The 25,183-nt window shown below is 75.5% G+C and carries 21 protein-coding genes and 1 pseudogene; 13 read left to right on the forward strand and 9 right to left on the reverse strand.

Annotated features, from left to right (window positions below; genetic code table 11):
• The 6 genes and pseudogenes from DMH08_RS40370 to DMH08_RS27200 form a co-directional block, all read left to right on the forward strand.
• A pseudogene (locus tag DMH08_RS40370) lies at window positions 1-186 on the forward strand (hypothetical protein); the annotation flags it as partial.
• 113 nt (window positions 187-299) lie between these two features.
• Window positions 300-722 carry a hypothetical protein gene (locus DMH08_RS27180; protein WP_125618584.1) on the forward strand — a complete coding sequence of 141 codons (423 nt, stop codon included), beginning with the start codon at window positions 300-302 and terminating at the stop codon, window positions 720-722.
• Window positions 719-2,833, forward strand: a complete 2,115-nt coding sequence (locus tag DMH08_RS27185) for a bifunctional copper resistance protein CopD/cytochrome c oxidase assembly protein (protein ID WP_125618586.1) — start codon at window positions 719-721, stop codon at window positions 2,831-2,833. The genes DMH08_RS27180 and DMH08_RS27185 overlap by 4 nt, the downstream gene beginning before the upstream one ends.
• Before the next feature lie 64 nt (window positions 2,834-2,897).
• Window positions 2,898-4,130: a sensor histidine kinase gene (locus DMH08_RS27190; protein ID WP_233617836.1), complete on the forward strand. Its 1,233-nt coding sequence runs from the start codon at window positions 2,898-2,900 to the stop codon at window positions 4,128-4,130.
• Complete coding sequence (locus DMH08_RS27195) at window positions 4,127-4,786, forward strand: response regulator transcription factor (protein WP_026405655.1); 660 nt, start codon at window positions 4,127-4,129, stop codon at window positions 4,784-4,786. The genes DMH08_RS27190 and DMH08_RS27195 overlap by 4 nt, the downstream gene beginning before the upstream one ends.
• Before the next feature lie 173 nt (window positions 4,787-4,959).
• On the forward strand, window positions 4,960-6,054 hold the full coding sequence (locus tag DMH08_RS27200; protein WP_125618588.1) for a baeRF3 domain-containing protein: 1,095 nt from the start codon (window positions 4,960-4,962) through the stop codon (window positions 6,052-6,054).
• A gap of 30 nt (window positions 6,055-6,084) precedes the next feature.
• On the opposite strand, the gene DMH08_RS27205 is transcribed toward DMH08_RS27200, so the two are convergent.
• Window positions 6,085-7,800, reverse strand: coding sequence for a hypothetical protein (locus DMH08_RS27205; RefSeq protein WP_125618590.1), 1,716 nt, complete (start codon window positions 7,798-7,800; stop codon window positions 6,085-6,087).
• Between the two features lie 101 nt (window positions 7,801-7,901).
• On the opposite strand from DMH08_RS27205, the gene DMH08_RS27210 reads away from it, so the two are divergent.
• From DMH08_RS27210 to DMH08_RS27220, 3 genes are read left to right on the forward strand one after another with little or no spacing between them, the layout of a single operon-like run.
• Window positions 7,902-8,576 (forward strand): response regulator transcription factor, encoded by a 675-nt coding sequence (locus DMH08_RS27210; protein WP_125618592.1) that lies wholly within the window; start codon window positions 7,902-7,904, stop codon window positions 8,574-8,576.
• The gene (locus tag DMH08_RS27215) at window positions 8,573-10,150 is read left to right on the forward strand and encodes a sensor histidine kinase (protein ID WP_125618594.1); all 1,578 of its coding nucleotides are present in this window, start codon (window positions 8,573-8,575) and stop codon (window positions 10,148-10,150) included. The genes DMH08_RS27210 and DMH08_RS27215 overlap by 4 nt, the downstream gene beginning before the upstream one ends.
• A complete protein-coding gene (locus tag DMH08_RS27220; protein ID WP_051301510.1) occupies window positions 10,147-10,665 on the forward strand; it encodes a hypothetical protein in 519 nt (172 codons plus the stop codon). The genes DMH08_RS27215 and DMH08_RS27220 overlap by 4 nt, the downstream gene beginning before the upstream one ends.
• Here DMH08_RS27220 and DMH08_RS27225 read toward each other — a convergent pair.
• From DMH08_RS27225 to map, 4 genes are all read right to left on the reverse strand, one after another.
• Window positions 10,643-11,356: a metal-dependent hydrolase gene (locus DMH08_RS27225; RefSeq protein WP_125618596.1), complete on the reverse strand. Its 714-nt coding sequence runs from the start codon at window positions 11,354-11,356 to the stop codon at window positions 10,643-10,645. The genes DMH08_RS27220 and DMH08_RS27225 overlap by 23 nt on opposite strands.
• A gap of 141 nt (window positions 11,357-11,497) precedes the next feature.
• On the reverse strand, window positions 11,498-12,559 hold the full coding sequence (locus tag DMH08_RS27230; protein WP_125618598.1) for a DNA polymerase ligase N-terminal domain-containing protein: 1,062 nt from the start codon (window positions 12,557-12,559) through the stop codon (window positions 11,498-11,500).
• Window positions 12,560-12,578: 19 nt separating this feature from the next.
• Window positions 12,579-13,268 (reverse strand): ComEA family DNA-binding protein, encoded by a 690-nt coding sequence (locus DMH08_RS27235; protein WP_026405659.1) that lies wholly within the window; start codon window positions 13,266-13,268, stop codon window positions 12,579-12,581.
• A 95-nt stretch (window positions 13,269-13,363) separates the two neighbouring features.
• Window positions 13,364-14,215 carry a type I methionyl aminopeptidase gene (map, locus tag DMH08_RS27240; protein WP_051301511.1) on the reverse strand — a complete coding sequence of 284 codons (852 nt, stop codon included), beginning with the start codon at window positions 14,213-14,215 and terminating at the stop codon, window positions 13,364-13,366.
• 70 nt (window positions 14,216-14,285) lie between these two features.
• Between map and DMH08_RS40375 the strand changes: the two genes are divergently transcribed.
• Window positions 14,286-14,462, forward strand: coding sequence for a hypothetical protein (locus tag DMH08_RS40375; RefSeq protein ID WP_157433249.1), 177 nt, complete (start codon window positions 14,286-14,288; stop codon window positions 14,460-14,462).
• 28 nt (window positions 14,463-14,490) lie between these two features.
• Here DMH08_RS40375 and DMH08_RS27245 read toward each other — a convergent pair whose 3' ends face one another.
• Window positions 14,491-15,057 (reverse strand): hypothetical protein, encoded by a 567-nt coding sequence (locus DMH08_RS27245; RefSeq protein ID WP_125618607.1) that lies wholly within the window; start codon window positions 15,055-15,057, stop codon window positions 14,491-14,493.
• Window positions 15,058-15,179: 122 nt separating this feature from the next.
• On the opposite strand from DMH08_RS27245, the gene npdG reads away from it, so the two are divergent.
• Together npdG and DMH08_RS27255 are read left to right on the forward strand one after the other, a co-directional pair.
• Window positions 15,180-15,884: an NADPH-dependent F420 reductase gene (npdG, locus tag DMH08_RS27250; protein WP_026405662.1), complete on the forward strand. Its 705-nt coding sequence runs from the start codon at window positions 15,180-15,182 to the stop codon at window positions 15,882-15,884.
• Between the two features lie 67 nt (window positions 15,885-15,951).
• Window positions 15,952-17,004, forward strand: coding sequence for a potassium channel family protein (locus DMH08_RS27255; RefSeq protein WP_199748034.1), 1,053 nt, complete (start codon window positions 15,952-15,954; stop codon window positions 17,002-17,004).
• A gap of 24 nt (window positions 17,005-17,028) precedes the next feature.
• On the opposite strand, the gene panB is transcribed toward DMH08_RS27255, so the two are convergent.
• Window positions 17,029-17,880 (reverse strand): 3-methyl-2-oxobutanoate hydroxymethyltransferase, encoded by an 852-nt coding sequence (panB, locus tag DMH08_RS27260; RefSeq protein ID WP_026405664.1) that lies wholly within the window; start codon window positions 17,878-17,880, stop codon window positions 17,029-17,031.
• A gap of 250 nt (window positions 17,881-18,130) precedes the next feature.
• Between panB and DMH08_RS27265 the strand changes: the two genes are divergently transcribed.
• Window positions 18,131-20,227, forward strand: coding sequence for an ATP-binding SpoIIE family protein phosphatase (locus DMH08_RS27265; RefSeq protein ID WP_125618600.1), 2,097 nt, complete (start codon window positions 18,131-18,133; stop codon window positions 20,225-20,227).
• Here DMH08_RS27265 and eccCa read toward each other — a convergent pair.
• Together eccCa and DMH08_RS27275 are read right to left on the reverse strand one after the other, a co-directional pair.
• Window positions 20,224-24,165 carry a type VII secretion protein EccCa gene (gene eccCa, locus DMH08_RS27270; RefSeq protein WP_125618602.1) on the reverse strand — a complete coding sequence of 1,314 codons (3,942 nt, stop codon included), beginning with the start codon at window positions 24,163-24,165 and terminating at the stop codon, window positions 20,224-20,226. The genes DMH08_RS27265 and eccCa overlap by 4 nt on opposite strands.
• A complete protein-coding gene (locus DMH08_RS27275; RefSeq protein ID WP_125618603.1) occupies window positions 24,162-25,031 on the reverse strand; it encodes a DUF6177 family protein in 870 nt (289 codons plus the stop codon). Before DMH08_RS27275 ends, eccCa begins: the two co-directional genes overlap by 4 nt.
• Window positions 25,032-25,183 lie beyond the last annotated feature (152 nt).

Raw genomic sequence — 25,183 nt, forward strand, 5'->3', positions numbered from 1 at the left:
TGCTTCACCGGCTCGCTGGTGTGCGCGACGTGCGGCATCTGGCAGCCCGAGTGGAGCAAGTACCACGGGAAGCGGTTCGACGACCGGTTCTGGGTGACCCGCCACTGCGACGACGGCAACACCTGCGGCGACGTCTGCGCCGACTGCCGGTGCTGCAAGTGCGACTGCTGCTGCCCCTGCGACTGAGCCGGCCCCGGCGAGTGGGCGGCCGGGGCGGCGAGCGGGGCCAGTAAGGGCAGCGGCGGACCGTAAGTAGGGTAGACGGAGCCCTGTCGCTCTCCTGGAGATCCCGGCACCCCATGAAGCTCCGCAATCCCCGCACGCCCCGGCGCCGCCGCACGGCGGCGGCCCGGATCGGCCTGGTCGCGGCCGTCGCCGCCGCCCTCGGCGTCCTCGCCGCCGGTCCCGCCCTCGCCCACACCCGCCCGGTGGACGGCACCCCCGGCGGGGGCGCGTCGGCGGCCGCCGCCACCGCGGCCACGACCATCGGAGGCGGGGCCGGGGCCGGGGCCGCCGCCACCCGGAGCATGGGCCCGCCCGAGGCGGCCGTGCCGGCGCGGGCGGAGCCCGCCGCCGCGGAGAAGGACTCCGGATCGTCCGGCGTGGTCGTCGCGGTGATCATCGGTGTCGGCGTGCTGATCGGCGTCGGCATCGGCCTCGCGATCGTGTCCCGCGCGGCGCGCGGGCACACCCGCGGGCAGGGGAAGGGCGGCCCGCGATGAGCGCCGGGGAGGACGCGCGCGGCGGCGTGCCCGCGCTGGTGCGGACCGCCGCGATCGCCGTCGCCGCGGGCCTGGGCGTGCTCGCCGTCGCGCTGGTCGCGGGCGGCGCCGCCGCCGAGCAGATCATCCCGGGGATCGCGACCGCCGGGACCCTCACCCGGTGGGGCCTGCCGGTCTCCCGCACCGCCATGGACGTCGCGTCCGCGCTCACGATCGGGACGCTGCTGGCGGCGGCCGTCCTGCTGCCGCTGGAGACCCGGCGGGGCAAGGCGGCGGGCGCGGGCACCGGCACGCTGTCGAAGGACGCGATCGGCTACCTGCGGGCCGCGTCGTGGCTCGCCGCCGGGTGGGCCGCCGCCGCGGCCGCCACGCTGGTGTTCACCGTCTCGGACGTGCTGGGGCAGCCGGTCGGGCAGGTGATCACCGGCAGCGAGCTGAGCAGCTACGTCGGGTCGCTGGAGCAGGGCACCGCGCTGATGATCGTGGTGCTGCTGGCGGTCGTCGTCGCGCTGCTCGCCCGCACCACCGCCACGCCCGCCGCCGCGATCGGGCTGCTCGCCATGGCCGCCGTCGCGCTCCTGCCCGCGCCGCTCACCGGGCACTCGGCGTCCTCCGCCAACCACGCGATCGCGGTGACCGGCGTCGCGCTGCACGTCGCGGCCGTCGCGCCGTGGGTCGGCGGCCTCGGCGTCCTCGTCGCGCACGCCCTGCTGCGCCGGGAGCGGCTGCCGGTCATGGCCGAGCGGTTCAGCCGGATGGCGCTGTGGTGCTACATCGTCGTCGGCGCCAGCGGGATGATGAACGTCGTCGCGCGGATGCCCGACCCCGCCGAGCTGGTGACGACGAACTACGGCCGGCTCGCCCTCGCCAAGATCGTCGCGTTCGCCGCGCTGGGCTGGTTCGGCTGGTGGCACCGGGAGCGGACGGTGCCCGCGCTGCAGGAGCGCGGCCCGCGCGCCGCGCGGGCCCGGGCGTTCGCGCGGCTCGCCGGCGTCGAGGCCGCCGTCATGGCGGGCACGATGGGCCTCGCCGTCGCGCTGGCGAGCACCGCGCCGCCCGCGCCGACCGGCACCGAGAGCGCCGTCCGGACCCTGCTCGGCTACGAGATGCCGCCGCCGATCACCGCGGGGCGCCTCGCGACGCTGTGGTGGTTCGACCTGTTCTTCGCCGCGCTGGCCGCGGTGCTCGCCGGCGTGTACCTCGCGGGCGTGGTGCGGCTGCGCCGCCGCGGCGACTCCTGGCCGCTGTGGCGGACGGTCTTCTGGCTGGTCGGCGTGCTGTCGATCGTGCTCGCCACCCAGACGGGCGTCGCCCGGTACGCGTCGATCCTGTTCAGCGTGCACATGGCGCAGCACATGACGCTGAACATGCTCACCCCGATCTTCCTGGTCGTGGGGGCGCCGATCACGCTGGCGCTGCGCGCGCTGAAGCCCGCGCGGATCCGCGGCGACCGGGGCCCGCGCGAGTGGCTGACCGCGCTGCTGCACAGCCGGTACTCGGCGTTCATCGCGCACCCGGCCACCGCGACGATCATCTTCGTGGCGAGCACGTTCGCGCTGTACTTCACGCCGCTGTTCCAGTCGCTGATGCAGAACCACCTCGGCCACATCGGGATGACCGTCCACTTCCTCCTCGCCGGGTTCCTGTTCTTCTGGGTGCTGCTCGGCGTGGACCCGGCGCCCAAGCGGCTGCCCTACCCGGGACGGCTGCTGCTGCTGTTCGTCACGATGCCGTTCCACGCGTTCTTCGGCATCGCCCTGATGAACCTGGGCAAGCCGATCGCCGAGGGCTGGTACAACGCGGTGGACCCGCCGTGGGGGACGACCCTGCTGCAGGACCAGCACACCGGCGGGGCGATCGCGTGGGCGTTCGGGGAGATCCCGACGTTCATCGTCCTGATCGTCCTGGCGGTCCAGTGGTACTCCGACGACCAGCGGCAGGCCCGCCGGATGGACCGCAGGGCCGACCGCGCCGCGAAGGCGGGCGCCGCGGCCGGGGTGCCCGCGGAGGACGACGAACTGGCCGCCTACAACGCGCGCCTCGCCAAGCTCGCCGAGCGCGACCGGATCGCGGAGGAGGGCGGCGGCGCCCGGCCCGGCGGCGGCACCTGACCCCGGCCGGGGCCTCCCCCGCGCGGGGGAGGAGCCGCGCACCGGCTTCTGCCAGGATCGACGTGTGATCGGTGTGCTGCGTCCGCTGGTTCGGCGGACCACCTGGCGGCGCTGGTCCCACCTCGTGGTGGGCGGCGCGCTGCTGATGCCGTACTGGTTCCTGTCGGCCTCGCTCACCCCGCTGATCCCGATCGGGAACCCGTACGTCACCTTCGTGCTGGCGCTCGTCGTCCTGCCGACGGCGGCGACGTTCGTCACCGGGCTCGTCCCGACGGTGCGGATGCTGGAGACGTCCCTGGCCCGGGAGCTGCTCGAGGGGCCGGCGAAGGACCTCGAGCCGGGCCCCGCGCGCTCGTGGGAGAGCCGCACCCGCACGGCCGCCTGGTTCGCGCTGCACCTGGCGGTCGGCGTGGTGATCAGCGGGCTGAGCCTGGCCGTGCCGCCGTTCGCCGTCGTGGCCGTCCTCGCGCCCGCCGTGACCTGGGACGAGCAGTTCCTCGCCGCCTGGGGCTGGCGCGGCGACTGGCCGCAGTGGCCGGGCCCGCTGATCGGCCTGGCGTCGATGGCGGTGCTGCTCGCGCTGATCGTCGCGGCGGGCGCGCTGCTGTCGCGGTTCGCGCCGGTGTTCCTCGGCCCGTCGTCCGCCGAGCGGCTCGCCGCGGCGGAGGCCCGCGCGGTCAAGCTGGCCGAGCGGAACCGGCTGGCGCGGGAGCTGCACGACTCGGTCGGGCACGCGCTGAGCGTGGTGACGCTGCAGGCGGGCGCGGCGGGCCGCGTCCTGGACAGCGACCCCGCGTTCGCGCGGGAGGCCCTGTCGGCGATCGAGGAGTCGGCCCGCGCCGCCCTGGAGGACCTCGACCACGTGCTGGGGCTGCTGCGGGAGGACCCGTCCCGGTCGGCGCCGCAGGCGACGCTGAGGGACCTCGGGCGGCTGCTGGAGCAGACGCGGATCGCCGGGGTGACGCTGGACGCGCGGGTCGACCCGGAGATCGAGGCGGTGCCCGCCGCCGTGTCCCGGGAGGCGTACCGGATCGTCCAGGAGGGGCTGACGAACGCGCTGCGGCATGCGGGGAAGGTGCCGGTGCGGCTCCGCCTCGGCGTCGCCGGGGAGCGGCTCGAGATGGAGATGAGCAATCCGCTGGGCGCGGCGGGCGGCGCCGGCGCCGACCACGGCGGCGGCCGCGGCCTCGGCGGCGTCCGCGAGCGCGTCACCGTGCTGCGCGGCGAGATGAGCGCGGGCCCGGACGGCGGACGCTGGTGCTTCCGGGTGTCGCTGCCGCTAAGGTCCGGGACATGACGATCAAGGTGCTGCTGGTCGACGACGAGCGGCTGATCCGGGCCGGGCTCGCCGCCATCATCGAGGCCGAAGAGGACCTGACCGTGGTCGGGGAGGCGTCCGACGGGTCCGAGGTGCCGGGGCAGGTGTCCCGGCTGGGGCCCGACGTCGTCCTGATGGACGTGCGGATGCCGGAGCTCGACGGCATCCAGGCGACCCGGCACCTGCTGTCGGCGATGGCCGAGCCGCCGCGGATCATCGTCGTCACCACGTTCGAGAACGACGAGTACGTCTACGACGCGCTCAAGGCGGGCGCCCACGGGTTCCTGCTCAAGCGGACGCGCCCGGAGGAGATCCTGCAGGCGATCCGGATGGTGGTGCACGGCGACACCCTGCTGTTCCCGGCCGCGATCCGCGCGCTGGCCGCCGAGCACGGCGCGGCCCGCGGCGGCGGGCCGGGCGGCGCGCGCTGGCACGAGCGGCTCACCGAGCGGGAGTCGGACGTCCTGCGGCTGATGGCGAAGGGGCGGTCGAACGCCGAGATCGCGGGGGAGCTGTTCGTGAGCCCGCAGACGGTGAAGACGCACGTCGGGAACGTCCTCGCGAAGCTGCAGGCCCGGGACCGCACGCAGGCGGTCATCTTCGCCTACGAGACGGGGTTCATCTCGCCGGGCTGAGCCGGCGCCTCCACCCGGCACTGTGACGGCGGGCGGTGTAACGGCGGGTGGTGTGACGGCGGGCGGTGTGACGTTCGACGCGCTGCCGGAAACTCAACCGCCCCTTACGCTTGATTTACCCCCGAATCGTTACAAAAGAGTCATCTAGTGCGATGACCGATGATCGGGGGATCATGGACGCTGTCACTCTCGCCGAGCTGCGCAAGCCCCGCGCCTACCCGGCGGTGTCGGTGCTGATGCCGACCCACCGGGCCGCTCCGGGCAACCGGCAGGACCCCATCCGGCTGCGGAACCTGCTGGCCGAGGCGCGCCGCCGGCTGTACGCCGACGACCGCGTCCCGGCCGACGCCGCCGACCACGTCGTGCGCGGCCTCGAACGGGCGGCGGGCGAGGTGGACCTGCGGCACGCCGCGGACGGCCTCGTCCTGTTCGCCGCGCCGGACGGCGAGCACCACGCGTTCGCGATCGACCAGCCGGTCGACGAACGGGTGATCGTGGACAGCGGCTTCGCCACCCGCGACCTCGTCGCCGCCTACACCCGGACGCCGCGTTACTGGCTGCTCACGCTGTCCGACCAGCGCACCCGGCTGTGGGACGGCCGCGGCGACGGGCTGACCGAGCGCACCACGGGCGGTTTCCCGGTCGAGCCGGAGCCGCGCGACGAGGTCGCGTCCGGGCACCGGTCGCGCCGCGCCGCCGGCTCGGGGGACGAGCCGCAGCGGCGGGCGATGCGCGACGTCGCCGCCGCGCTCGACCGCGTGCTCGCCCGCGACGACCGTCCGCTGATCGTCGCCGGCGTCACCCGCCACCAGGCGTTCTTCGACGAGGTCGCCGGGCCGCACGTCCGGGTGGCCGGACGGGTGGACGGCAGCCTCGAAGGCGCCTCGCCGAGCACGCTGATCGAGGCGGCCCGCCCCGCGCTGGCCGCCTACGAGGACCTCCGCGAGGTCGGGGTGCTGGCCGAGCTGGAGGCGGCGCGCGGCATCGACCGGTACGGCGCCGGGCTCTGCGACGTGGTGCGGCTCGTCGAGCAGGGCCGCGGCGAGCACCTCGTGGTCGAGCGCGGCTACTACGCGCCCGCGATCCGCGCCGACGGCGGGCTGGTCCCGGTGGACGGCCGCCCCGGCGTGCTGCACGGCGCCGACGTCGTGGACGACGCGGTCGACCACGTCATCGAGACGACGCTGGAGTACGGCGGCGAGGTGACGTTCGTCTCCGACGGCTTCCTCGTCGACCACGACCGCATCGCGCTGGTCACCCGCTTCTGAGCCCGCCGGGCCCCGCCGGGCCGCCGCCCGTCACCCGCAGGACGGGGCGTGCCAGCTCGTCCACCCGATGCCGTGGGCGCTCCCGGACCCGAGGGGCCGCCAGCCGGGCGGGCGCGTCGGCCACGTGCGCGCGGGGGCCGTCCCGTCCGGCATCGGCACGACGACCGTGCAGACGCCGGGCGCGGGCGGCCGGCCGCGCCGCGCGTCGAAGGAGCCGACGGCCGTCCACCACACGGGATGCCGCAGCCGCACCGTGACCGCCCAGTGCAGGGACCGGTCGGCGGCGACCCCGCCCGCCGCCGGCCCCGGCAGCGGTGGCGCGGGGCGGACGCGCTCGGGCGCGGGCCCGAAGAGGAACACCAGCGCGGCCAGGTTCGTCGCGGCGAGGGCGAGCCCGGCGAGGACGGCCGGACGCCGCAGCCGGGCGAGCACGGCGAGAGCGGCGAGCAGCGCGCCCGCCGCGAGCGACGCCTCCGCGAGGTCCAGCGCGGCGCGGTCCCGGGTGAGGAACATGACCTCGGGGAAGTCGAACCCGATGAACGCGTGGGTGCGCAGCCGCTCGCCCGCGTACCCGCCGACCCACAGCGCCGTCCCGGCGAGGAGGGCGACCGCGCCCGCCGCGGCGCCCGCGGCCCGCCGGGGTCGCGCCCTCAGCAGGGTCGCCGCGCCCACCAGCGCGAACACCGTCGCCGTGCACGCCAGGTAGCGCCCGTACGCGAAGTTGCCCACGCGGTGCTCGTCCGGCAGCGCGGCCGACGCCGCGTACGCGACGCCGCAGACGGCGGCGAGCGCCGCGGCCGCCGTGACCCGGTCCGGCGCCGGCGTCCGGCGCCGGACGAGGACCGCCGCGACCGCCGCCAGCCCGACGCCCGCCAGCCCCCATGTCGAGACGATCGAGTACCAGACCTGCCCGGCCGCGCCCGACAGCGCCCACGCCTGCCCGTCCGGCGTGGTGAGCCGGTCGGCGAGGACGCCCCCGAGGTCGCGCGCGCCGCCCGGGTACAGCGCGTCCCGCAGCAGCGCGTTGCCCGCCGCGCCGAGCGCGTACCCGGCCGCGGCGACGGCGAGCCCGGCCGCCGCCCCGCGCCCGCCGCGCCGCAGGACGAGGAGGGCGGCCAGCGCCGCGAGGTGGACGGCGAGCAGCACCGTCCCGCGCGTGTGGACGGCCGACGCGTACGCCACGGCGAGGCTCGCGAGGACGGCGTCCGGCACGCGGCCGTGCCGGGCGAACCGGTCGAGCGCCAGCAGCCAGCCGAGGACGAGCGCGGGCAGCACCGCGTCCGTCAGCGCGAACGCGCCGAAGAACGCCGAGGCGGGCAGCAGCGCGGCGCCGAACGACACCGGCAGCGCCGCGCCGGGGCCGAGCCCGAGCCGCCGCGCCGCCGCGTACCCGAGCGGGAACAGCGCCGCCCCGGCGACCGCGTTGATCACCATGACGATGGTGTAGACCGTCGTGGGATCGCGCGAGAACCAGTACGCGGGCGCCAGCAGCAGCGGGTAGCCGCCCTGGTAGAAGGTGAACCCGGACAGGTCGCCGCCCGGTCCGCCCGCGAGCCACCGCGCCGCGACGAGGTAGCCGGTCTCGTCCGGGTTCGCGGCGGGCCCGGTGCGCCCGCGCGCGAACCACAGCCGCGCGCTCACCTGCGCGAGGAAGCCGAACACGAGCAGCCAGATCAGGGCGCGCCGGCGTCCGTCCGGGCGCGGGACGGGCGGGGCGGCGGGCCGGGCGTCGGTCAGGAGCGTCATGCCGGCCACGCTTCCGGCGCACTGTCGTGATCTTGTCCGGGAAATGTCCGGATCTTGTGACATGGACCGGGAGGCCCTGCTCGTCGGCCGATAATGACCGGGTGGCGAAGATCCTTCTGGTCGAGGACGACCCGTCCGCCCGCGCCGGGCTGGAGATGGCGCTGACCCGCCAGGGGCACGGCGTGACGGCCCGCGCGACCGGCGAGGACGGCCTCGGCGCGCTGCGCGCCCTGCGCCCCGAGATCGCGATCCTGGACGTGATGCTCCCGGGCATCGACGGCATCGAGGTGTGCCGCCGGATCCGGCGCGACGACACGCTGCCCGTGATCCTGCTGACCGCGCGGGGCGACGACCTCGACGTCGTCCTCGGCCTGGAGGCGGGCGCGGACGACTACGTGATCAAGCCCGTGGAGCCGCGCGTGCTGGACGCCCGCATCCGCGCCGTCCTCCGCCGCGCCGAGCAGAGCGGGCTCGACCGCTCCGTCCACGGCGACCTCGTGATCGACCGCACGTCCCTCCGGGTCACCAAGGCCGGGACGGACCTGCGGCTCACCCCCACCGAGCTGCGGCTGCTGCTGGAACTCGCGCGGCGCCCCGGGCACGCGCTGACCCGCCGCCACCTGCTGGCCGCCGTCTGGGAGCACACCTACCCGGGCGACTCCCGCCTCGTGGACGCCTGCGTCCAGCGCGTCCGCGCCAAGATCGAGGACGACCCCGCCGACCCCCGGCTGATCGAGACCGTCCGCGGGTTCGGCTACCGGTTCGCGGCGCCGTGACCGTCCGCGCGCTCCGGCCGCTCACCGGGCTCCGGGCGCGGCTCGCCGCGGCGTTCCTCGCGGTCGCGCTGCTGGCGTCCGTCCTGGCGTCCGGCATCTCCTACGTCCTGTACCGGCGCATGGTGCTGGACCGCGCGCAGGACGCGGCGCTGGCGGACGTGCGGCGGACGCTCGCGCAGCAGGTGCCGGTCGAGCTGCCGCCCGACGCGGAGCACCTGGTCGGGGAACGGCTCGTCGCCGCGCTGACCGGTGATCCCGGCACGCGGCGGGTCGTCGGTGTCACCGCGACGGGCTCCACCGGATCGGGCGACACCGATGCGGTCGCGGCCTCGGAGGCGGGGGCACCGAACGTCCGCCGGGCCGTGGCCGTCGCCGTGCGGCCCGCCGGCCCGGTCACCGTCCCGGACCCGGGCGTGCTCCACGTGCCCGTCAGCGAGGAGTTCGCGCGGCGCGCCCTGCACGGCACGGTGTACCGGCGGATCGTCCGGGACGGCGACCCCTACCTGCTGGTCGGCGCGCACCCCACCGGCTACCGCACGACGGTGACGGAACCGGAGCGGACGACCCCGCCGATGGTCTTCGTCTCGGTGGACCTCGGCCGGGAGGCCGACGACCTGCGCCTGTTCTCCCGCGCGCTGCTGATCGCCGACGGCGCCGCGCTCGCCGGCGCGCTCGTCCTCGCGCTGCTCGCCACCCGCGGCGTGCTGCGCCCGGTGCGGCGGCTCGGCGCCGCCGCCCGCGCCCTCGGCGCGGGGGACCTGGACACGCGGGTGGACGTGCGGGGCCGCGACGAGCTCGCCGACCTGGCCCGCACGTTCAACGGGACGGCCGAGGCGCTGGAACGCACGGTCACCGAGCTGCGCGCGATGGACGCGGCGTCCCGCCGGTTCGTCGCCGACGTGTCGCACGAGCTGCGCACCCCGCTGACGTCGATGGTCGCGCTGACGGGCATGCTCGCGGAGGACGCCGCCGCCGCGCCCGGCGCCGCGCCCGAGGACGGACGGGCGGCGCGGCTGGTCGCGGCGGAGACCCGGCGGCTCGGGCGGCTCGTCGAGCACCTGATCGAGATCAGCCGGTTCGACGCGGGCGCCGCCGCGCTCGTCCTCGACGACGTCGACGTCGCCGAGGCCGTCGCGGCCGCCCTGGACGCGCGGGGCTGGCGGGACGAGGCCGCCGTGGCCGGGCCGGACGGCCTGTCCGCCCGCCTCGACCCCCGCCGCTTCGACGTCGTCCTGGCGAACCTGGTCGGGAACGCGCTCGCGCACGGCCGCCCGCCGGTCGCCGTCCGGTACGGTCCGCGGGCGCGGGACGGGCGGGCCGGCGTCGAGGTCACCGTCACCGACCACGGCCCGGGCCTCCCCGCCGGACTCGACGACGCGATCTTCGACCGGTTCGTCAAGGCGGACGCCGCCCGCGCCGCCAGCGAGGGCAGCGGTCTCGGCCTGTCGATCGCCAGGGAGAACGCCCGCCTGCACGGCGGAACCCTGGAGGCCCGGAACGGCACGGCCGGGGGAGCGGTGTTCGTCCTGTGGCTGCCGGCCGGACACGACGAGGAGCGTGCGGAGCGACCATGAGACGGATCACCGCGCTCGCGCTCGCCGCGGCCGTCCTCGCCGCCGGCTGCGGCATCCGGCCCACCGGCATCGTCGACGCGGGCGGCAAACCCGCGGCCGACGGCCGGGCCGACGCGATCGCCCTCTACCTGGTGGACCGGAGCGGGAAGCTCGCGGCCGTCACGCGTCCCGGGCTGCCCGGCCTCCCCGATCTGCCCGTCACGCAACTGAGCGTGCGGCCCACGGAGCGCGAGCGTGCGCGCGGCCTGCGCACCGAGGTCGATGTGCCGCTCACCGCCAGGATCGTGAACGGCGTGCTGGTCGTGGAGCCGGGCTCGCGGCGGGCCCTGCGCAACTGGACGCTCCCGGCACTGGCCCAGATCGCGTGCACGGGCGAGGCGATCCCCGGCGTAGGGGAGGTGAAGCTGCGGGACGCGCCGCCGCGCGGGGACGACCGCGGCTGGGGCGTCCTGGCCTGCTCCGACTACGCCGACCTGCTCGCCGAGCCGCGGGTCAGCTCGACGTCATCCAGGTGACCGCGGTGTCCCCGAGGACCGACCGGACGGCCAGGATCGCGATGCCCACGCTGAGCACCGGCATGACGACCCACCGTTCGACCTTCCCGTCGGTGCGGGGGATCAGCGGGACGGACGTCCGCCAGGGCGCCGGCCACAGCACCGGGCAGCCGCGGGGCGTCAGGCAGTCGCCGACGACGTGCGCGAAGCAGCCGAGCCCGACCGCGAACCCGACGAAGCTCATGTCGAGGTCGTGCATCAGCCACACGGCGATGGCGGCGAGCGCGCAGTCCGCGAGCGCCGACTGCGGCTCCTTGCCCTCGAAGTCGAGGCCGACGCCGCGCAGCCCCAAGCCGACGATCATGAACAGGCAGGCCCACCAGGCGTACACGACGTGGGTGGCGAGCAGGTCCATCGCGAGGCCCATGCCGACCGCGAACAGCAGCGAGTGGGTCGCCTGCCGGTGCCCGCCCGACGCCTTCCCGATCCACTTGCACATCTTCTTGGTGATCGGGCCGAAGGTGTTCGCGATGCGCCCGTTGTGGTGGTCGATGTCGGGCAGGAGCGCGGCGCCCGCGCAGACCACCGCGCCGGCGGCGACCTGCTCGACCGACAGGGTGACGGCGTAGTCGCCGATCCAGTCCTCCCGGCCGATCACCGGAACGATCGCGAGCCACGCCAGCGCGCCGCTCAGGGCGTGCGTCCTGCCCATCATGAGCCGTTACCCCGCCTTCCGCATCCGCCGTCCCGGGGCGGACTCTAGCCCGCTCTTGATCGTTTTCTGCGGCGACGCGCCGAAGCGGGTGCTACGTCCGTTTGATGCGGGACGGGGCCCGGCGGTTCCCCCCGGCGCCTACCGGCCGGGCGACGGGACGAACCGCCACGCGTCCGACTCCTCGCCCGGCAGGTAGGCGGAGTCGAGCCGCTTGGCGAGGACCCCGGGGAGCCCCTGCGCGGCCGCGGCCTCCCGCACCGGGCCGCCGTCCCCCGGGAACCACGGCGCCGTCTGCCACACCGCGCCCGCCAGCCCGAGGCCGTCCAGCCGCTCGCGGCGCTCCCGGTACGGAACGTCCAGCAGCGGACGCCCGTCCAGGTGCGGCACGTCGTAGATCATGTACGTCTCGCGGCCCTCGACGACGGCCAGCTCCCCGTCCAGCACCGCCGGGCGGGCGCCCAGCCCGGCGCCCAGCCGGGTGCCCGCGCGGGCCGGCCCGGCCACGGCGCGCCCGGCGCCGTCGGTGAACCGCGCCCGGCCGCCCTCGACGTACGCCAGCAGCCGCCGCCCGCCCCACGCGAACTCGAACGCCCACTCGTCCCGCGCGCGGGGCAGCCGCGCCCGCCGCACCGGGCGCATCGGCGGCAGCGCCTCCGGCAGCGGCTCGGCGTCCGGGTCGGCGGGCGGGTCCATCCGGTGGATCATCCAGTCGTCGCCGCGCGTCCGGAACAGCACGTACCGGCCCGACACCCGCGAGCCGTGCACGACGACCTTGACCTCGCGGTCGCTCCACTTCTCGGTCTCGTAGGTGCCGCGATCCCAGATCGTCACCTCGCCGCCGCCGTACTCGTCCTTCGGGATCTCGCCCTCGAACGCCGCGTACTCCAGCGGATGGTCCTCCGTATGCACCGCGAGGTGGTTCGTGTCGGGGCTCCACGGCAGGCCCTTCGGCACCGCCCACGACACCAGCACCCCGTCCCGCTCGAACCGCAGGTCCCAGTGCAGGCTGCTCGCATGGTGCTCCTGGACGACGAACGTGTCGTCGTCCCCGCGCGGCAGCGGCCCCTCCCCGGGGACGGGCTCGGGGGTGCGCCCGGCGTCGCGCCTGCCCCGGTACTCGGCGAGCCGGTCCCCGCCCGCGGCGTCCGCGTCCCTTGGCTTTTTCGACTTCTTCGGCTTCCTCGGCTTGCTGGGGCTCACGACCCCTGCATACCCGGCGTCAGCGGATGAAGACGGCGTAGTCGGTCAGGTCGCCGGTCAGGTCGGGCGGCAGCCCCGCCACCGCCGACAGCTCCTCCGCGGACATGAACCCGCCCGTCTCCGCCCGCACCCGCTCGATCCGCCCCGCCAGCTCCGGCGTGATCCCCGGCAGCAGCGTCAGCGCCTTCGCCGGCGCGTGGTTGACGTCGACGAGGCCGCCGTCGTTGTACTGGCGCGGCAGGTCCGGACGGCCGATCCGCAGCTCCTTCGCCAGCCCCGGATCGGTCGCGGCCAGCTCGCGCGCCTTCTCCCGCAGCAGCCGCCGCCGCTTCACCCGCTCCACCACGGCCGCGTTGTCGACGCCCGACAGCCCGTGCGGGTCGAACACCCGCCGCCGGATCACGAACGCGTGCCCGCACCCGATGACCGCGAGCACGAACATCAGCAGGCCCACGGTCCGCTGCGTCCCGTCGTCGCCCCCGAGGTCGGGCAGCAGGTACAGCATCAGCGCGAAGACGCCGATGTACACGCCCGACGACACGAGCAGGTGCAGGTTCCGCCGCCACAGCGCGGCCGCCGCGAACGTGAACGGGGTCGCGTACCCGAGCGTCAGGAACGGCAGCGCCGCCCACGTCACGCTCAGCGCCGCCCGTCCCGGCGGCATGCTGTCGGACGGAACCCTCGACTCGTACGGCGCTGGCTCGTTCATCCAGGAGTCTCCCGGGGCCGGGTGCGACGGGTGCGACGTTGATCCGACTCGTTGGTCCGACTCTAGGCGATGGGACGCTCAGGCGGCGCGGAGCCTCACGGCAGGGTGAGGATTTCGTTGCCGTCGTCGGTGATCAGGATCGTGTGCTCGAACTGGGCCGTCCGCTTGCGGTCCTTCGTGACGACCGTCCAGCCGTCGTCCCACATGTCGTAGTCGAAGCTCCCCAGCGTGAGCATCGGCTCGATCGTGAACGTCATCCCCGGCTCGATCAGCGTGGTCGCGCCCGGGTCGTCGTAGTGCGGCACGACCAGGCCCGAGTGGAACGTCGTCCCGATCCCGTGCCCGGTGAAGTCGCGCACCACCCCGTACCCGAACCGCTTCGCGTACGACTCGATGACCCGGCCGATCACGTTCAGCGCCCGTCCCGGCCTGGCGGCGCGGATGCCCCGCATCATCGCCTCCCGGGTGCGCTCCACCAGCAACCGCGACTCCTCGGGCACGTCGCCGCACAGGAACGTCGCGTCGGTGTCGCCGTGCACCCCGCCGATGAACGCGGTGATGTCGACGTTGATGATGTCGCCGTCGCGCAGCACCGTGTCGTCCGGGATCCCGTGGCAGATCACCTCGTTGATCGAGGTGCACAGCGACTTCGGGAAGCCCCGGTAGCCGAGCGTGGACGGGTACGCGCCGTGGTCGAGCATGAACTCGTGCCCGATCCGGTCGAGTTCGTCCGTCGTGATCCCGGGCCGGACCTGCTTGCCGACCTCCTCGAGCGCCTGCGCCGCGATCTTTCCCGCGACCCGCATCTTCTCGATGGTCTCGGGCGATTTGACGTCCGGCTCGCCCGTCTTGGGCTTCTTCTTCCCGACGTACTCCGGGCGTGGGATGTGCGCGGGCACTTTCCGCAGCGGAGAAACATTGCCGGGCCGGAGAAGCTGGGTCGTCATGGTAAAGGAGTGTAGTCAGCGCGACCGGGGCACGAATCCCGTGCTTCCGCTGACGTCGAGAGGAGCGCCCGTGAAAGGCACTGACGGCGACTGGTGGTTCTGCCTCAAGCACATGAAGGTGGAGCACGGCCCCGGCTGCCCCAACAAGGACCGGATGGGCCCCTACGACTCCGAGGGCGCCGCCGCGAACGCCCTCTCCCTCGCCCGCGAGCGCAACGAAGCCTGGCGCCGCCAGAACGAGGACTGAACGTGCGCCGGCGGCGACGCAGGGCGCGTCAGTCGACGGTGGGGCCGGTGACGGTCTCGAGGAGGCGGGCGAGGCGGGCGCGCAGGCCGGGGCGGTCGCGCGCCCGCTCCTCGCCCGCCGCGGCGCTGACCAGGTGCTGGGCGCCGTCGAACGACAGCAGCGCCTCCTCCGGCGGGACGGTCAGCGCCTCGTGCGCGAGCCCCCGCAGCTCCCGGTCGCCGCCTTCGAGGGCCAGGACGGTCGCGCCGGTGCGGCGGGCGTCGTCCACGCGCTCCAGCAGCGGGACGGGCGCGTCCTCCTCGGCGACGACGAACACCGTCTCCCCGCGCCGCGCCGCCTCCAGCCGGTCCAGCCCGACGGCGAGGTGCGCGGGCGCGCCGGGCGGCGGGGACCAGCGCACCAGCGTCGGGGCCAGCCCGGGCGCGGCGCCGAGCCGGCTCTCGTCGTCGAGGTGCGCGGCGAGGTGCCACGGGTCGCCGCCGGGCGTGCCGACCAGCAGCAGCCCGCCGGGCGTCCGCGAGGTGCCCCGCAGCGCGCGGCCGAACTCGGTCGTCCGGTCCAGCCAGCCCGTGGCGGACAGCACCTCGCGCAGCATCGAGATCTGCTCGGCGTCCACGGCACCATGGTGCCGCACCGGGCGCCGTCCGCAGGCGCTTTCCCCCCCATCGGGGAGGCCGGGACGCGGCGGCCGGGGGCCCGCCTGGCAGACTCGGCGGCATGAGCGAACAGCAGCGGAAGAATCCCCACGACCTCCCGGACGCGAGCGGCCTCACGATCGGGATCCTCGGCGGCACCGGCGACCAGGGCAAGGGGCTCGCCCGCCGGTTCGCGCTCGCCGGGCACCGGGTGACGATCGGCTCCCGCAAGGCGGACCGGGCGCAGGAGGCCGCGGACGACCTGAAGGCGGGCGACCCGGGCCTCGAGGTGTCGGGCGCGGAGAACCCGGCCGCGGCCGGCGGGTCCGACATCGTGATCGTCGCCGTCCCGTGGGAGGGCCACCGGGCCACGCTGGAGTCGGTGCGGGACGAGCTCGCCGGCAAGATCGTCGTTGACTGCGTCAACCCGCTGGGCTTCGAGAAGGGCAAGGGCGCGTTCGCGCTGCCGGTCGAGGAGGGCAGCGCCGCCGAGCAGGCCGCCGCCGTCCTGCCGGACAGCCGCGTCGTCGCCGCCTTCCACCACGTGTCGGCGAAGCTGCTGCTCGACCCCGCGGTCGGCGAGATGGAGCTGGACGTCCTGGTCCTCGGCAACGACCGGGAGGCCACCGACCTCGTGCAGGCCCTCGCCGGCCGGATCCCCGGCATGCGCGGCGTGTACGGCGGCCGCCTCCACAACGCGGGCCAGATCGAGGCGTTCACCGCGAACCTCATCTCGATGAACCGCCGCTACAAGGCCCACGCCGGCATCCGCATCACCGACGTGTGATCCGGTCGGCGCCGCCGGCCGCGTTCCGGGCCGGTCGCGGCGACCGCCGGCGGGCAGGGGAGCGCTCGTGATCGATCCGGAGGCGGCGCGGCGGCCGCTCGTCCTGCTGCCGAAGGCGCGGACGGGGCCGCTGCGCGCCGTCGGGCGGCGCGTCGGGGTCGCCGCGCTCGCGGTGCTGGCCGTCGTGGCCGCCGTGTACCTCGGCCGCGACGGCTACCGCGACTCCGCCGACGGCGAGGTCACGCTGCTGGACGCCTTCTACTACGCCACCGTGTCCGTCTCGACGACCGGGTACGGCGACGTCACGCCGGTGAGCGACAGCGCCCGGCTCGTCAACATCCTCTTCGTCACGCCCGTGCGGGTGCTGTTCCTGATCGTCCTCGTCGGCACGACCCTCGAGGTGCTCGCGGAACGCACCCGCGAGGACTGGCGGAAGTCACGCTGGAGGGCCCGCGTGCGCGACCACATCGTGGTGACCGGCTACGGAACGAAGGGCCGGAGCGCCATCAAGACCCTGCTGACCACCGGGATCCCGCACGAGTCGATCGTCGTGGTCGACCCCGACCCGCGCGTCGTCGCCGAGGCGGCGGAGGCGGGCCTGGCGGGGATCGTGGGGGACGCCACCCGCAGCTCCGTGCTCCGGCAGGCCGGGGCACCGCGGGCCCGCGAGATCGTCGTGGCGGCCGGGCGGGACGACACCGCGGTGCTGATCACGCTGACCGCGCGGCAGCTCAACCCGCGGGCCGGCATCCAGGCGTCGGTGCGCGAGTCGGAGAACGTCCCGCTGCTGCGGCAGAGCGGCGCCGACCACGTCGTGACGTCGTCGGAGGCCGCGGGGCGGCTGCTGGGCGTCTCGACCCGGCACCCCCACGTCGGGGAGGTCATCGAGGACCTGCTCGACCAGGGCAGCGGCCTCGACCTGATCGAGCGGGGGGTGACGGCCGAGGAGGCCGGGCGGCCGCTCTCGGCCGCCGCGGAGCCGGTGCTGGCGGTGGTGCGGGACGGGCGCAAGCTGCCGTTCGACCACCCCGACTGCGCCGCCCTGCGGCCGGACGACCGGCTGATCGTGGCGCGCTCGACGCACCGGCGGGCCCGGGAGGACGGCGACGGCCCGGGCTGACGCCGTCCCGCCGGGCCCGGTGCGCTACTTGTAGGAGTGCTCGGCGGCCGGGTAGGTGCCGCCGACGACCTCGTCCGCGTAGGCGCGGGCGGCGTCGCCGAGGACGGTGTTCACGTCCGCGAACTTCTTGACGAACTTGGCGGTGTGCGGGGTGAGGCCCGCCATGTCCTGCCATACCAGGACCTGCGCGTCGGTGCCGCCGCCGGCGCCGATGCCGATCGTCGGGATGGACAGCGACGCGGTGACGCGCGCGGCGAGCTCCTCGGGGACGCATTCGAGCACGACCGAGAACGCGCCGGCGGCCTCCAGCGCCTTGGCGTCGGCGATCAGCTCCTCGCCGGACTCGCCGCGGCCCTGCACCCGGTACCCGCCGAAGACGTTCACCGACTGCGGGGTGAGGCCGAGGTGCGCCATCACCGGGATGCCGGCCGCGACCAGCGCCTCGACCTGCGGCAGGATGCGGCGCCCGCCCTCCAGCTTGATCGCGTGGGCGCCCGCCTCCTTCATGAAGCGGGTGGCGCTGGCGAGGGCCTCGGACACGCCCGTCTGGTACGAGCCGAACGGCAGGTCGGCGACCACCATCGCGCGCTTGGACCCGCGGACGACCGCGGCGGTGAGCGGGACCAGGTCGTCGACCGTCACGGGGATCGTCGAGTCGTAGCCGTAGACGACCATGGCGGCCGAGTCGCCGACGAGCAGCACGGGGATGCCGGCCTCGTCGAACACCCGCGCGGTGAGGGCGTCGTAGGCGGTGAGCATCGGCCACTTCTCGTGCCGCTGCTTGGCCGCCGCGATGTCCCGGACGGTGACCCGCCGCCCGCCGGTGCCGCCGTACAGCGCGGTGGGCTGGGCGGGGGGTGCAACAGAAGAAGACATGCGAAACCTCCGGTCTTGAGGCGCCACGGTGGCGTACCCAGACGGTCCGATCGTGCCACTTGGTCAACGATTCGGGTAGCCCCGACATTCCACAATCTATTGGGGCGAGTTGGGTGCAAAGTGTGGTTCGGAGTCCGGTTTTCCGCACGGTAAGCGCGATCTTCTCCCCGCGTAACGGTGTCATGGCCCATACTGTCGCTGGATACTGCTACGACGACCGGCTGTCTGGAGCGCGTCAGTGAGATCCGTCATGGCGCCGCGAGGCGACGTCCCCGGCCCCGACTCGGCCTCCCGGACCCTCGTCCTGGGCGTCGACGGCGCCCGGCGGATCGTCCAGTGCGGGCCCAACGTCCGCGCCGTCCTCGGGAAAGAAGCGGGGGAGCTGCTGGGCCGCCCCGCCTGCGACCTCGTCGCGGAGGAGGGCAAAGCCGAGCTGGAGTCGATGCTGGAGGCCATCGGCGAGAACCAGGAGCGCCGCGGCGTCCTGCCCGTCCAGAGCCGCGGCGACACGGTCTCCGCGATCGTGACCGCGCAGCCCATGCTCGGCGGCGACGAGGGCGCCGCGCCCGCCGCGCTGGTGTACGTCCAAGTGGCGCTGCCCCCGAGCGAGCGCTACCAGGACCCGGCCCTCATGCGCCGCGCCCTGCTGGACGACCCGCTCACCCGGTTCGGCGACACGCTCGACCTCGACCAGTCCGCCCGCAAGATCGTCGAAGTGGTCGTCCCGCACTACTGCAACGCCGCGTCCGTGCTGGTGCTGGAGAGCCTCGTCGCCGCCGACGAGGTGCACAGCGAGTCCGGCTCGGCCGTCATGCGCCGCATCGCCGTCACCTCCGACGACGACAACCTCGCCTGGACGTCCGCGTTCCCCGTCGGCGAGGTCCTCGTCTTCCCCGAGGGCACCCCGTACCACGAGGTCATGGACACGGCCCGTCCCGTCCACCGCCCCCACATCGACGCCGACGCCGCCGGGGCCATCGGGCGGATCTGGCGGCGCGACCCCGCGGGCGCGCTGCTCACCGACGTCTCGATGGTGCTGCTGCCGCTGATCGCCAACGACACGCTGCTCGGCTTCATCGCCTGCACCCGCGTCCCCGGCTTCCGCAAGTTCGACCGGTACGACGTCGAGATCGGCATGGAGTTCGCGGGCGGCGCCGCGATCGTCATCGAGAACGCCCGCCGCTACAGCCGCGAGCGCGCCACCGCCCTCGCCCTCCAGCGCAGCCTGCTGCCGAACCGGCTGTCCGCGCCGTCGTCGGTCGAGGTCCGGCACCGCTACCTGCCCGGCAGCAAGCTCGTCGAGGTCGGCGGCGACTGGTACGAGTCGATCGCGCTGCCCGGCGCCCGCGTCGCGCTGATCGTCGGCGACGTCGCCGGGCACGGCGTCCGCGCCGCCGTCACGATGGGGCGGCTGCGCACCGCCCTGCACACCCTCGCGAACCTGGAACTGCCGCCCGCGGACGCCCTGCACGTCATGCACGAGCTGATGATCGAGCTCGGTGAGCAGGAACCCCACTTCGCCACCTGCGTCTACGCCGTGTACGACGCCACCACCGGCACCATCGAGATCGCCTCCGCCGGGCACCTGCCGCCGCTGCTCGCCGGCCCCGGCGGCGACAACGAGTACCTGCGGGTGCCGCCCGCGCCGCCGCTCGGCGTCGCCGGCGGCGCCGCGATCGAGAGCCGCGAGTTCACCGTCGAGGACGGCAGCCTGTTCGTCATCTACACCGACGGGCTCGTCGAGAACCGCGGCCGCGACATCGACGACGGCCTCGCCCGGCTCCGCACCATCTTCGGCCCCGACTCGGTGGACCGTCCCATGGAGGACCTCGCGAAGGCCACCCTCGCGGGCGTCTACGCCGACCAGCACCGCGACGACATCGCCGTGCTCATCGCCCGGCTGCGCCGCCTCCCCGAGGACCGCCGCGCCTCCTGGACGCTGCCCGCCGACCCCGCCGCCGTGCGCCGCGCCCGCGGGCTCGTCCGCACCCGCCTCGCCGACTGGGGCCTCGAAGAACTCGAGTACACCACCCAGCTGCTGATCTCCGAGCTGATCACCAACGCGTACCGGTACGCGCACGGCCCCATCGAGCTGCGGCTGCTCTACGAGCGCACCCTCGTCTGCGAGGTCCTCGACCGGTCCGCCGCGCTGCCCCGCCTCCGCCGCGCCGAGGACGACGACGAGAACGGCCGCGGCCTCCTCGTCGTCAGCCAGCTCGCGCACCGCTGGGGCAGCCGCCGCACCGCCGCGGGCAAGGTCGTCTGGTGCGAGCAGACCGTGCCCGGCATCGACCCCGAACCCGCCGACGTCGAGAGCCTCTGGCCCGGCGAGAGCCACCACCGCTAGACGCCGCCGGCCACCGCCGTCTGGACGGGGCGGGGGGACCCGCCGCGCGGGATCCACAGCCCGCGGCCGGGCGGCAGCGGCTCGGCGTACACGCGCGGGAACAGCTGCCCCTCGGACCGGTCGCCCGCCATCACCAGCGCCCCCGTGCCGATCTCCCGGACGGCCTGGACGATCGGCTCGTACAGCCCGCGGGACGCGCCCGCCACCCGGCGGGCCACCGCGAAGTGCAGCCCGATGTCGCGCCCGTTCGGGACGAACGGGAGGAACGGCGCGAGCGGCTGCCGGCCCGCCGTGGTCAGCAGGTCGTAGTCGTCCACCAGCACCACGATGCGCGGGCCCGCGACCTCGACCGGGCCCGAGTCGTCGGGCATCCGGCCGTCCAGCTCCTTCGCCACCCCCGCCGCGAGCCCCGCGCACACCCGCGGGGTCGTCCCGTAGCCGCCGAGGTACGGGTCGGGGACGAAGCCCTGCAGGGAGCGGCGCGGGTCCATGACGGCGAACACCAGCTCGCCGGGGGAGTACCGGTCCATCAGGCCGCGCGCCAGGAGCCGCAGCAGGTTCGACTTGCCGCAGCCGCCGTCGCCGAGCACCAGGAGGTTCTGGTCGCGGCCGAACAGATCGACGTCCGCCGCCGCGAAACGCTCGTCGAGGGCGAACGGGACGGTCCGCGGCGCGTCCGCCGGGCCCGGCAGGTCGCGGGCCGGGACCAGGTCCGGCAGGACGCGCACCGGCGGCGCCTGCGGACCCGTCCAGGCCCCGGCGACCGCCCGGACCGCCGCCTCCAGCGCGGTGCCCGGCGCGGACGGGTCCGGGTCGCCGCCCAGCGCGGGCACCGCGACGTGCCCGAACAGGCCGCCGTCGGTCAGCGCCCGCCCCGGCGTCGCCGCGGTGATCGTCCCGGCCAGCCGGCGGTCCACCGTCGAGTCGGCCGGGTCGTTCAGCCGCAGCTCGACCCGCTGCCCGAACGTCGACTGCGCCGCGATCCGCACGTCGTTCCACCGCAGCATCCCCGCCACCACGTGCACGCCGTAGCCGCCGCCGCGCCGCAGCACGTCGGAGACCATGTCGTCGAGCTCCTCGAAGTCGTCGCGCACCGCGCCGAACCCGTCGACGACCAGCACCACGTCCGCGCACGCCAGCTCCGGCACCTCCCCGGCGGCGTGCAGCCGCCGCAGCCGCTCGACCCCGTCGATGCCGCGCCGCCGGAACACCTCCTCGCGGTGCTCCAGCATCGCGTGGACCTCCTCCACGGTCCGCCGCACCCGCTCCCGGTCCGTGCGGCCCGCGACACCGCCCACGATCGGCAGCCCGTCCAGCGCGTGCAGCCCGCCGCCCGCCAGGTCCAGCCCGTACACGGCGACCTCGCCGGGCGCGGACGTGAGCGCCAGCGACAGCACCAGCGTGCGCAGCAGCGTCGTCTTGCCGGTCTGCGGCCCGCCGATGACCGCGACGTGCCCGCCCGCGGCCGCCAGGTCCAGCCGCCACAGCCCCTGCCACTGCCGGCGGGGGTCGTCCAGCAGCCCGACCGGCACCCGCAGCGGCTCCGGCTCCACCGGCAGCCGCAGCCCGCCGGGGGCCGCCTCCGGCGCCCCGCACACCGCGTCCAGCGACGTCAGCGACGGCAGCGGCGGCAGCCAGATCCGCCGGACCGGCGCACCGTGCCGCGCCACCTCGCCGGTCAGCACGTCCAGCAGCGTCGGGCCCGCCGTGCGCACCGGCAGGGCCGGCTCCGCCTCCGCCGGGCGCCCCGCGGGCTCCGGCGGGGGGCACAGCGGGTACGCCCGCACGGACGGGACGTCCGGCGCGTCCTCGCCCACGACCACCGGCCCCCGGTGCGGGCCCGACACGTACCCGCCCTTGAACCGGGTGTAGATGCTCGTGTCCACCTTCAGATACCCGAACCCGGGCATCGCGGGCAGCCGGAACGCGTCGGGCGTGTCGAGCACCGTGCGGCTCTCCTCCTCCGAGAACGTCCGCAGCCCGATCCGGTACGACAGGTACGTCTCCAGCCCCCGCAGCTTCCCGCTCTCGATCCGCTGGCTCGCCAGCAGCAGGTGCACCCCGATGCTCCGGCCGATCCGCCCGATCGACAGGAACAGCTCGATGAAGTCGGGCCGCGCCGTCAGCAGCTCCCCGAACTCGTCGATGATCACCAGCAGGTGCGGCAGCTCCGGCAGCTCCGGCCGCGACTCCCGCAGGTGCCGGTAGTCCCCGATGCTCGCGACGTTCCCCGCGTCCTTCAGCACCCGCTGGCGCCGCTGCACCTCCCCGGACAGGCTCGCGTGCACCCGCTCGACCAGCCCCGCGTCGTCCTCCAGGTTCGTGATCACGCCCGCCACCTGCGGCAGCGCGCCGAACGGCGCGAACGTCGCCCCGCCCTTGTAGTCGACCAGCACCATCGCGACCTGCTCGGGGGAGTGCGTGCACGCCAGCGCCAGCACCAGCGTCCGCAGCAGCTCGCTCTTGCCGGACCCGGTCGCGCCCACGCACAGCCCGTGCGGCCCCATCCCGAGGCTCGCCGCCTCCTTCAGGTCCAGGACGACCGTGCCGCCCGCGTCGTCCGCCCCGATCGGCACCCGCAGGAACGCCCGCTCCCCGCGCGGCGCCCACAGCGCCGGAACGTCCACGTCCTCGACGTCGCGCACGCCGAGCAGCGCCGGGAAGTCGACCTCCCCGGCCTGCGCCGCCGCCTCCTCCGCCGACTCCCGCGACAGCCGCAGCGGCGCCAGCATCCGCGCCAGCCCCTCGAGCATCCCGCCCGGCACGTCGTCCAGCGTCCCCGCCGTCCGCACCGGCGCCTCGCCCCGCAGATCCGTCACCTCGACCCGGTCGCCGTCCACCCGGACCCGCACCCCGACCTCGCCCGGCTCGTGCGCCTGCTCCGCCAGCAGATGCACCACCGTGACGCCCAGGTCCGCGACCGGCACCCCCTCGTCCGGACGCACCAGCTCCACGGCCACGTCACCGTGCACGTCGTGCACCACCACCAGCCGCCGGAACACCGCCGGGTCCCGCACGCCCAGCCCCCGCCGCAGCTCCGCCGCGACGTCCGTCCGCGCCTGCAGGTCGTTCGCCAGCAGCGCCGCCAGCCGCAGCGGGCTCGGCGCCACCAGCCGGAACGGCGCCCCGCCCTCCCGGCGCCGCCGGTCCAGCGCGTGCGGCGGCCACTTCAGCCACTCCCACTCCTCCGGCCGCGACCCGCCGTACGCCACGCCGACGTCCTCGGGCGCGTGGAACGCCGCGAGCTGCACCAGCAGCGCGCGCATCAGCCGCAGGACGTCCTCCCGGCCCCCCACGACGCTCACGTCGCCCGCGCCGTCCAGCGGCACCGTCACCGGCATGTCGGGCGCCGTCCGGAACCGCTCGACCAGCGCGTTCGCCTCCGACAGCATGAACGGGTCCGTCGGCGCCAGCGCCGTGCCCTCCTCGCCGACGACCAGCCGCCGCCCCGGCACGAGCCCGGTCCCGACCCGCACCCGCAGGAAGTCGGGGCTGCGCCGCCGGCGCTCCCACAGCCGCGCCGGATCGCGGACGACGTCGTACAGCGCCTCCGGCGGCGGATCCAGCACCCGCGCCTCCGCCCGCGCCGCCCGCTCCTCCGCCGCCAGCGTCTCCCGCAGCTCCTCCAGGTACTCCAGGTACCGCTCCCGGTGGTTCCGCCGCTGCCGCGTCACCTGCCCCCGCCGCGACAGCAGCAGCCCGACGCCCGCCGCCAGCGCCACCACCAGCAGCACCGCGCCCAGCCCGATGAACGCCGGGTTCCGCACCACCGTCATGACGGTCAGCGACCCCATCATCCCGACCATCGGCAGCACCGCCATGAGCTGCCCGCCGCCGCTCCGCTCCGGCAGCGTCGGCGGCGCCTCCACCTCGCGCGCCGCGGGACCGGACGGCGGATGCACCGTCCGCGCCGGCCGATGCACCATCCGAGTCGTCACACGGCCCCCTCGGCACCCCGGTACCGGGACACGATCCGGGCCAGTTCGTCCCACCCGGCCGGCCCCTCCTCGAGGTCGAACCATCCCATCGCACCGAACTCCACGGCCACCTCCGGCCCGAGGCCCAGCCCCACCGGCACCGGCGGCCCGCACTCGGCGGCGCCCACGGTCAGGTCGTCCCGTCCGGGAACCCGCTGGGCGACCACGCTGACCAGCGAGAACCCCGCCGCGAGCCGCTCCGCCGCGCCCCGCGCGTCCGCCCCGTCCCGCGCCCCGACCGTGATGCTCTCCTGGACGCCCCCGTCCGTCCGCGTCACCGTCATCGTCCCGACGACCGGCTCCTCGCCCGCGAACACCAGCCACGTACCGCCGGGCGCCCGCCCCCTGCACAGCTCCGTCAGCGCCTCGACGTCCCACGGGTTCGCCGCCGGCTCCGACGTGCCCCACCCGACCGGCGGGCCCCCGAGGCTCTCGCACAGCGTCTGCGCGGCCACCCCGAGCATCAAGGTGTCGTACGCGGTATGCCGCACGACCGCGTTCACCACGAGGAACGAGCCGTCCCCTCCGCCCCGCCGCCGCGTACCCGTCGGGGCGAACCGCTCGCCGTCCCATGCGAGCCCGGCTCCGGACAGCCCGTCGAAGAACCCGCCGTCCGGACCGGTCACGACCCACCGGCAGTCGGGCCCGTGCAACGCGAGCCGCAGCGGCAGCGTCAGCCGCGAGTGCGCGGGCGTCACGACCTGCAGCCCTTTCCCCTCCGCCGAGCACGCCCGGACGGCCTCGGCCGTCCACGACGACATCGACACCACGGGCCGGTTCTGCATCACCACACCGACCCGCTCGGTCAGCAGATCGACCGTCGTCACACCGCCCGCCTCACGTACTCGGGGTCCCCGGTCCACACCACCCCGCCGAGCCGCCGCACCAGTTCGCCCGCGAACCGCAGCGCCAGCACCTCCGAGCCGTCCCGCTTCTCCGCCCCCCGCGCCTCGACCCACCACACGGGCACGTCCACCCC

Origin of the sequence: Actinomadura sp. WAC 06369 (assembly GCF_003947565.1) — a bacterium.
In the GTDB taxonomy this organism is placed as follows: Bacteria; Actinomycetota; Actinomycetes; order Streptosporangiales; family Streptosporangiaceae; genus Spirillospora; species Spirillospora rifamycini.

What these genes read in the sequence shown, in the direction of transcription:
- DMH08_RS27225 (WP_125618596.1), bottom strand. Translation starts at nt 11,356, where the DNA reads ATGGGCAGGACGCACGCCCTGAGCGGCGCGCTGGCGTGGCTCGCGATC.
- DMH08_RS27245 (WP_125618607.1), bottom strand. Translation starts at nt 15,057, where the DNA reads ATGCTGCGCGAGGTGCTGTCCGCCACGGGCTGGCTGGACCGGACGACC.
- DMH08_RS27220 (WP_051301510.1), top strand. Translation starts at nt 10,147, where the DNA reads ATGAGACGGATCACCGCGCTCGCGCTCGCCGCGGCCGTCCTCGCCGCC.
- map (WP_051301511.1), bottom strand. Translation starts at nt 14,215, where the DNA reads ATGACGACCCAGCTTCTCCGGCCCGGCAATGTTTCTCCGCTGCGGAAA.
- DMH08_RS27205 (WP_125618590.1), bottom strand. Translation starts at nt 7,800, where the DNA reads ATGACGCTCCTGACCGACGCCCGGCCCGCCGCCCCGCCCGTCCCGCGC.
- DMH08_RS27265 (WP_125618600.1), top strand. Translation starts at nt 18,131, where the DNA reads ATGGCGCCGCGAGGCGACGTCCCCGGCCCCGACTCGGCCTCCCGGACC.
- DMH08_RS27185 (WP_125618586.1), top strand. Translation starts at nt 719, where the DNA reads ATGAGCGCCGGGGAGGACGCGCGCGGCGGCGTGCCCGCGCTGGTGCGG.
- panB (WP_026405664.1), bottom strand. Translation starts at nt 17,880, where the DNA reads ATGTCTTCTTCTGTTGCACCCCCCGCCCAGCCCACCGCGCTGTACGGC.
- DMH08_RS27195 (WP_026405655.1), top strand. Translation starts at nt 4,127, where the DNA reads ATGACGATCAAGGTGCTGCTGGTCGACGACGAGCGGCTGATCCGGGCC.
- DMH08_RS27200 (WP_125618588.1), top strand. Translation starts at nt 4,960, where the DNA reads ATGGACGCTGTCACTCTCGCCGAGCTGCGCAAGCCCCGCGCCTACCCG.
- DMH08_RS27235 (WP_026405659.1), bottom strand. Translation starts at nt 13,268, where the DNA reads ATGAACGAGCCAGCGCCGTACGAGTCGAGGGTTCCGTCCGACAGCATG.
- npdG (WP_026405662.1), top strand. Translation starts at nt 15,180, where the DNA reads ATGAGCGAACAGCAGCGGAAGAATCCCCACGACCTCCCGGACGCGAGC.
- DMH08_RS27180 (WP_125618584.1), top strand. Translation starts at nt 300, where the DNA reads ATGAAGCTCCGCAATCCCCGCACGCCCCGGCGCCGCCGCACGGCGGCG.